Source organism: Lysinibacillus sp. TE18511, from assembly GCF_054062295.1.
Map to the genome: position 1 here is coordinate 1 of NZ_JBSSFD010000078.1, position 7,073 is coordinate 7,073.

The 7,073-nt window shown below is 38.1% G+C and carries 8 protein-coding genes; 3 read left to right on the forward strand and 5 right to left on the reverse strand.

The window, feature by feature from the left end; genetic code table 11:
• Window positions 1-204: 204 nt before the first annotated feature.
• Window positions 205-1,293, forward strand: a complete 1,089-nt coding sequence (gene serC / locus ACVWXS_RS25525) for a 3-phosphoserine/phosphohydroxythreonine transaminase (protein ID WP_402990211.1) — start codon at window positions 205-207, stop codon at window positions 1,291-1,293.
• Between the two features lie 76 nt (window positions 1,294-1,369).
• Here the strand turns inward: serC and ACVWXS_RS25530 are convergent, their stop codons facing one another.
• From ACVWXS_RS25530 to ACVWXS_RS25540, 3 genes are read right to left on the reverse strand one after another with little or no spacing between them, the layout of a single operon-like run.
• Window positions 1,370-1,792, reverse strand: coding sequence for a Fur family transcriptional regulator (locus ACVWXS_RS25530; RefSeq protein ID WP_368635969.1), 423 nt, complete (start codon window positions 1,790-1,792; stop codon window positions 1,370-1,372).
• The gene (locus tag ACVWXS_RS25535; RefSeq protein WP_368635968.1) at window positions 1,789-2,652 is read right to left on the reverse strand and encodes a metal ABC transporter permease; all 864 of its coding nucleotides are present in this window, start codon (window positions 2,650-2,652) and stop codon (window positions 1,789-1,791) included. Before ACVWXS_RS25535 ends, ACVWXS_RS25530 begins: the two co-directional genes overlap by 4 nt.
• Before the next feature lie 14 nt (window positions 2,653-2,666).
• The gene (locus tag ACVWXS_RS25540) at window positions 2,667-3,413 is read right to left on the reverse strand and encodes a metal ABC transporter ATP-binding protein (RefSeq protein WP_068983572.1); all 747 of its coding nucleotides are present in this window, start codon (window positions 3,411-3,413) and stop codon (window positions 2,667-2,669) included.
• Window positions 3,414-3,719: 306 nt separating this feature from the next.
• On the opposite strand from ACVWXS_RS25540, the gene ACVWXS_RS25545 reads away from it, so the two are divergent.
• A complete protein-coding gene (locus ACVWXS_RS25545; protein ID WP_374965933.1) occupies window positions 3,720-3,956 on the forward strand; it encodes a Nif11 family protein in 237 nt (78 codons plus the stop codon).
• Window positions 3,957-4,012: 56 nt separating this feature from the next.
• On the opposite strand, the gene ACVWXS_RS25550 is transcribed toward ACVWXS_RS25545, so the two are convergent.
• Complete coding sequence (locus ACVWXS_RS25550; RefSeq protein ID WP_368635966.1) at window positions 4,013-4,906, reverse strand: deoxyribonuclease IV; 894 nt, start codon at window positions 4,904-4,906, stop codon at window positions 4,013-4,015.
• A gap of 12 nt (window positions 4,907-4,918) precedes the next feature.
• Window positions 4,919-6,220 carry a DEAD/DEAH box helicase gene (locus ACVWXS_RS25555; RefSeq protein ID WP_374965931.1) on the reverse strand — a complete coding sequence of 434 codons (1,302 nt, stop codon included), beginning with the start codon at window positions 6,218-6,220 and terminating at the stop codon, window positions 4,919-4,921.
• Window positions 6,221-6,858: 638 nt separating this feature from the next.
• On the opposite strand from ACVWXS_RS25555, the gene ACVWXS_RS25560 reads away from it, so the two are divergent.
• Window positions 6,859-7,073, forward strand: a 215-nt coding sequence (locus ACVWXS_RS25560; protein WP_456960636.1) for a hypothetical protein, incomplete at its 3' end; no start/stop codon positions are given.

A 7,073-nucleotide genomic window follows, 5' to 3' on the forward strand; every position in this document is an offset into this window, starting at 1 on the left:
TGAACTGACCGTAAAAGCCCGATTGGTTCAACTAACAACCAGCCGGGGATGAATAACCCCCTGCTGATTGAAGTTTCACTTTATCCCGCTTTAACAAATCAGTACAATGCTCTACATTTTATCTGAAATAGATGACAAATGACTTTGAACTGACCATAAAAGCCCGAAATTCACCTTATTAAACAACACAAGGAGTGTACCACATTGACACAACGTGCATACAATTTTAACGCAGGCCCATCTGCTCTACCAGTAGAAGTATTAGAAAAAGCCCAACAGCAATTAGTAAACTTCCGTGAGTCAGGTATGTCAATTATGGAAATGAGCCATCGCAGTGTCATTTTCGATGAAGTACATAATGAGGCAATTGCTTTATTGAAAAAGCTTTATGCTATTCCAGAAAACTATGAAGTCCTTTTCCTACAAGGTGGAGCTAGTCTTCAATTCACGATGATCCCAATGAACTTCCTACAGGCCGATCAAAAGGCAAGCTATGTATTATCAGGCTCATGGTCTGAAAAAGCATTCAAAGAGGCGAAATTTTTTGGTACGCCTGTTGAAGCTGCTAGCACAAAGGAAAATCAATATCGCAATATCCCAGCTTTAGCAGACATTCAATTCAATGCAGATGATGCATATGTGCATATCACTTCAAACAATACAATTTACGGCACACAATGGAAGGAATTCCCTGAAACAGGCAATGTACCGTTAGTTGCAGATATGTCTAGTGATATTCTTTCTAAGCCAGTTGATGTAAGTAAATTTGGTCTAATTTATGCAGGGGCTCAAAAAAACCTTGGTCCTTCTGGTGTAACAGTAGTTATTATTCGCAAAGATTTACTGGAAAAAGCGAATAAAAATATTCCAACAATGCTGAAATACACAACGCATGCTGACAGCAACTCTTTATACAATACACCACCAACTTTTGGTATCTATATGCTAGGTGAAGTATTAAAATGGGTTGAATCTAAAGGTGGCGTTGCTGAAATTGCGAAGCATAATGAGTTAAAAGCGAAAGTAATTTACGATGCCATTGACAATAGCAATGGATTCTATAAAGGTCATGCAACACCTGAAAGCCGTTCTTTAATGAACATTACTTTCCGTGTTGCTGATGAAGAGCTTGAAAAACAATTCCTTGCTGAAGCAAAAGCAGCAGGATTTGTTGGACTTAATGGACACCGTTCTGTAGGTGGTTGCCGTGCTTCTACTTATAATGCTGTACCATTAGAAGCTTGTGAAGCATTACGTGACTTTATGGTAGCTTTCCAACAAAAACATCAATAATCATAAACGACGAATAAATACTATAAATTTTAAGGGGTAGCTCCAAGTGATGTTTCACTTGGGGCTACCCCTTTTTTTACACAGTTTCATGCTTACAATCCGGACACTTACCATAGATCTCAAATTTATGATTTTCAATTTCGTAGTCTGGTAGTTTCTCTCCAAGCATTTCCATAGGACAAAGATTTAACTCCTTGACATTGCCACAATCCAAACAAATAAAATGGTGGTGATGATGTTCAGACTCACAATGCATGCGGAAATTTCGCTCCCCAGATAACTCAGTTTCTTCCAGTATGCCAAGCTTCACAAACGTTGCTAAGTTACGATAAATTGTATCAAAACTCATACCTGGAAAATCTTTTTTTAAAACATCCAATAAGTCACGAGCTGTTAGATATTTATCTGTTGCTGCAAACATATCTAATATTAACTCCCGCTTATCTGTTTTTTTATAGCCGTTGTCTTTTAAAATTTCCCACGCTCTAGAAACATTCACTGTGCTACCCCCTCTTGTTTTGCAGCCATTTTAAATACTACTTTCTTCGCTAGAATAACTAGTAACAAAATGAAGATGGAAGTAACAACAATTGTACCACCAGGCGCTAGATCCAAATAAAAAGCACTGACAAGACCGATTAACACAGCTGCTTCCCCAAAGACAATCGAGTAGATGATCGTTTGCTTAAAGCCCTTTGCTAAACGCATTGCAGCAGCCACTGGTAATGTCATAAGTGATGACACAAGCAAAATACCTACTATGCGCATACTTGCAGCAATAACCAGTGCTGTCACAATCATAAATAAAAGATGAATCCAACGAGCAGGTAGACCACTAGCTTTTGCATATTCCTCGTCAAAAGATAAAACAAAAAGCTCCTTAAAAAATAACAATAAAAAGATAATAACAACGATAGCAATTCCCACCACTACCCATAAATCCTGACGTGATACAGCTGATACTGAACCAAATAAATAGCTCATTAAATCCGTGCTAAAGCCACTGGCAAGGGAGATGAAAATAGCACTAATCCCTATCCCACCTGACATAATAATAGGAATGGCAAGCTCCTCATAGTGCTTATATAAACGTCTTAGTCGCTCAATTAAAATTGAACCGCTGACAGAGGCAAGTATACCTAGATAAATTGGATTTAGCATAGCCAAGGCTGGAACGGATTGACTGAGATATAAGCTTCCTGCTATACCTGCGAGTGTCACATGTGACAAGGCATCTGCAATAAGCGACAGCCTGCGAACAACAATAAAAACACCTAGCAACGGTGCCAATATGCCAATTAATATCCCCGAGAAAAAGGCATTTTGTAAAAATTCATAATTAAAAATTGCTTCAATCATTGAGCCTTCTCCTTCTAGTGAATCTTTCTCACAGAATGACCATACCAAGCTTCAAGCGCATCCTGAGAAATTGTATCAAATTCATTTTTGTAACCATGGAAGTGAATCGTTTGATTTAAACATGCTACATGGCTGATACGGTTCGACACTGTATCGACATCATGAGTGACAAGAATCATTGTAATTCCCTGTTCCCGATTCAATTTGACCAGCATATCATAAAATGACTGTACATTCTCATGATCAATGCCGACAGTTGGTTCATCTAATATTAGTAGTCTCGGTTCGCTAACTAAGGCTCGTGCAATAAAGACACGCTGCTGTTGCCCACCGGATAATTCACCAATATTACGATTCATAAAAGCTTCCATTCCAACAGCTTTTAATGCTTCTAGTACTTTTTCTTTTGCATCTCGTCCAGGTCTTTTAAATAGCCCTAATTTTTTTGTTAATCCGCTTTTTACTACCTCTTGGACGGTTGCTGGAAATCCTGAATTGAAGGCATTGGATTTTTGTGACACATATCCTATCCATTCACGATGCTTAAAAGTTGCACTTGGTTCACCAAATAACTTTATCTCTCCAGTCATTGGTTTTAATAATCCTAAAATAATTTTTAATAATGTCGATTTCCCAGAACCATTTGGACCGAGAAGTGCTAAAAAATCTCCCTCTTCTACACGGAAAGAGATATTTTTTAATACTTGTGTATAGTCATATTGAAATGACAAGTTTTCAATATCAATAAGTGATTTTTTCATGCATGACCGCTTCTTTCTAATTCAAAATCATTACGATTTACAAAATGTAAGTATAAATGAAATCACTGTTTTTGTAAAGGAAATTAGTTTACTAATAGGCTGTCTCATGTTGTGGAAAAAAGTTGAAATACATTTAGATGTCACTTTTCGCTTAAACAAAGACTTTTTTACTTGAATCACGCTCAAATTAAGTTGTAAGGCATTGATTCTAAAACTTTTAAAGTAAGGGTTTTCAAAGTTGTCACGTCGTTCACAAGAAGGATTTCGTTTCAAAGAAACTAAAAAACTTTAAAAGGGGGATTGGCTTTGAGTATTCAATTTTTACAGCAATTAGCACAAAGTAGTGATAAAGAAGTCGTTGCCATTGCTCGTGCTGAAGGATTTGACATTACAACTTCTGAAGTGAAAAAACTACGACCTTATTTGGAGCAATTCTCATTTACCTGGCTCTTTTTAGGTATTCCGAAAGATATACTTCTAGAGGTTGAAGCTGTTTTAGGTAGAAAGCGTTCTAGACAGCTAATCGCACTATTTACAAAATAATAGAAAATAGCCCGAAAATCAGGACTTATTCTAGCTGATTTCGGGCTATTTATTTTCTATCCTCTTAGAGCATCGATTAACTCAGGTTTAAACTCTCCATTACGTAGCATCTCAATTTCATGTTTGTATGGAGCCGATTTTGATTTGGCATCACTATTTAATGCGACAAAAGGTGTTTCTAAGATTTTAGGAATCTCTTTTAATTGTGGGTGATGTACAACATAATTTAATGCGTCAAAGCCAATATGACCGAAGCCAATATTTTCGTGACGGTCTTTTCCAGCACCGCGGACATTTTTTGAATCATTAATATGCATGACTTTAATACGATCTACACCTATTAATTTATCAAACTCATTTAATACGCCATCAAAATCCTCGACAATATTGTAACCGGCGTCATGTGTATGGCAAGTATCAAAGCACACTGACAGACGCTCATTATGTGTCACGCCGTCAATAATTTTGGCAAGCTCTTCAAAGGAACGACCACATTCAGTTCCCTTCCCTGCCATCGTTTCTAATGCGATTTGTACAGGGTAATCCTGTGCTAATACTTCATTTAAGCCCTCAATAATTTTAGCAATCCCTGCATCAGCACCAGCGCCTACATGGGCACCAGGATGCAACACAATCTGTGTAGCTTCCAAAGCAGCTGTACGTTCAATCTCAGTCTGTAAGAAATCTACACCAAGACGGAAAGTTTCAGGCTTTTCTGTGTTTGCAATATTGATAATATATGGAGCATGTACAACAATATTTGTCATGCCATGCTCTTTCATGTGTAGTAAACCGTTCATAATATTAAGGTCAGCAATTGCCTTACGACGAGTATTTTGAGGTGCTCCTGTATAAATCATAAAGGTATTTGCCCCATATGAAAGAGCTTCTTTACTTGACCCGAGGAGCATTTCTTTTCCACTCATTGAAACATGTGATCCAAGTAGCATTTGAATACCTCCTTATTTTTTCCCGCGAGCTTTTATGCGACGTTCACGTTTTTTAATTTTTTCCATTTCCCATTTCATATTACGTTTGTAGCCTGGTTTTACTTTTTTCGGCTTACGTACTAATGCTTTAGCTTTCGCATCGATTTCATTTTCTTGCTTCACACGATTTTTACGTGCATGGCGCTCTTTTAGTTCAGACCATTCGCCATCTTTTACATCTTTTTGAACAAATGGAATGCCCATTTTTTCAACACGTACTACTGCATCCTCATCTGATGGCTCAAACAATGTGATAGCTGTTCCTTTATTTCCTGCACGTGCTGTACGTCCAACGCGATGAATAAAGAATTCTAAGTCCTCTGGAATTTCGTAGTTAATGACATGTGAAATTCCTTGAATATCGATACCACGTGCTGCAAGGTCTGTTGCAACGATATATTGATAGTCCAATTCTCGAATTTGCTTCATCATCTTCTTACGATCACGTGGACTTAAGTCACCATGAATTTGACCACAGCGAATCCCATTTTCATTTAAGTAGCCAGCAACGTGCTCTGCTGTTTTACGTGTGTTAGTGAAAATTACCGCTAAAAATGGATTGATCCCTTCAATAACTTCCAACAAACGTTTGTTACGAGATTTAGAACGCACTGGGACAAGCACAAAGTCAATTCCTTCTGCGACCGGGCGTTTATCGTTCATATGGATATGAACAGGTGCTTCCATATATTTTTTCAAGAAAGGCTGAAGCTTTTCTGGAATTGTTGCTGAGAATACAAACATTTCAAGGTTTTCTGGCATTTGAGAAGCAAAGCCGTCAATCTCCTCTATAAAGCCCATATCGAATGCTAAATCTGCCTCATCGACAACTAACATTGGCGCAGTATGCACAAATAACGCTTGCGCTGAAACGAGATCACGAATACGTCCTGGCGTTCCAACAACAATTTGTGGTTGCGTTTTTAACTTATCAATGGAGCGTTGTTTGTCCGTACCTCCAATAAATAGTTTCGCTTGAATAGTTGTTCCTTCTATTAATTGATTTAATGCATCAAAAATTTGTTGTGCAAGCTCACGTGTAGGTGACGTAATAACAGCTTGTACTTCCTGCTTGTCAGCATTAATTCGTTGCACAATCGGAATTAAAAAACTATGTGTTTTTCCCGTCCCTGTATGCGCTTGTCCGATTGCACTCTTCCCTTTTAGTATTAGCGGAATAATTTCCTTTTGAATCGGCGTTGGTTCTGTGAAGCCAAGTTCTGCAATTGCGTCCTGCAAAAATGGCTGAAAATTATAATCAGTATATTTTGACATAATTCGTTCCTCCTAACATCTTTCCCATTGTATCATGATTCAACTTTTAGGTATATTAACGTCCTATTATCTTAAGCATGAACATTATTTTCTACTTTAATCATAGCTGTAGAGAAGCCCTTATCAAAGTTACTCGAAATGCTGTTAATATGCAATAAAAAAAGCACTCAGTTCAGATTAACGCTACTCTTAATTGCATAAAGCTATTCAGTATTTTAATCGAAAAAGCCTCGACTATCCCATTTTGCAAGAATCGTCAATACCGTCTCGTTCTTTGGTGAACTTCCAATATAATATAGTCTGGATTTTTTAGTGTGTTAAACATATCTTTAATACTATTTTGATTCAGGTTGCTCCTCATACTATTGATGAGAAATCGTTTATTTTCACGGAGAGTGGTGACTCCTGCAGGATGAGATTGCGTGGAAAGTATCCACTTGGAGTGAAAATCAACCTTTGTTTCTTTGATACACTTTATCAGGCGTGTTGATTAGGAAAAAATAGGTTTATTTTTGAGCGATAAAAGGATTTTTTGTTGCTATTTTGCTAAGATATTCCCATTTTAACTGATTGTAGCGTAGGGCTACTCGACTCCCGCGGGAAAGCGAGACAGACGAGACCCTGAGGCCAACACGACGTTGGTCACGAAGGCATTGTCACAGGACGTGACGCACTTAGCCTTCGTTCCTTTAGCGGAGGAAGCGGCTCGACGCTCGCCCGCAGGAAGCCTTGCTCTGTGCGAAAGCGAAGCGGCAGCGACAAATGTTTTATCTGTGCGAAAGCGAAGCGGCAGCAACAAATGTTTTATCTGTGCGAAAGCGAAGCGGCAGCAACAAATGTTTTATCTGTGCGA

Bases quoted from the DNA above. Each gene is read 5' to 3' on its own strand.
- ACVWXS_RS25535 (WP_368635968.1), bottom strand. From the start codon at position 2,652: ATGATTGAAGCAATTTTTAATTATGAATTTTTACAAAATGCCTTTTTC.
- ACVWXS_RS25540 (WP_068983572.1), bottom strand. From the start codon at position 3,413: ATGAAAAAATCACTTATTGATATTGAAAACTTGTCATTTCAATATGAC.
- ACVWXS_RS25550 (WP_368635966.1), bottom strand. From the start codon at position 4,906: ATGCTACTTGGATCACATGTTTCAATGAGTGGAAAAGAAATGCTCCTC.
- ACVWXS_RS25555 (WP_374965931.1), bottom strand. From the start codon at position 6,220: ATGTCAAAATATACTGATTATAATTTTCAGCCATTTTTGCAGGACGCA.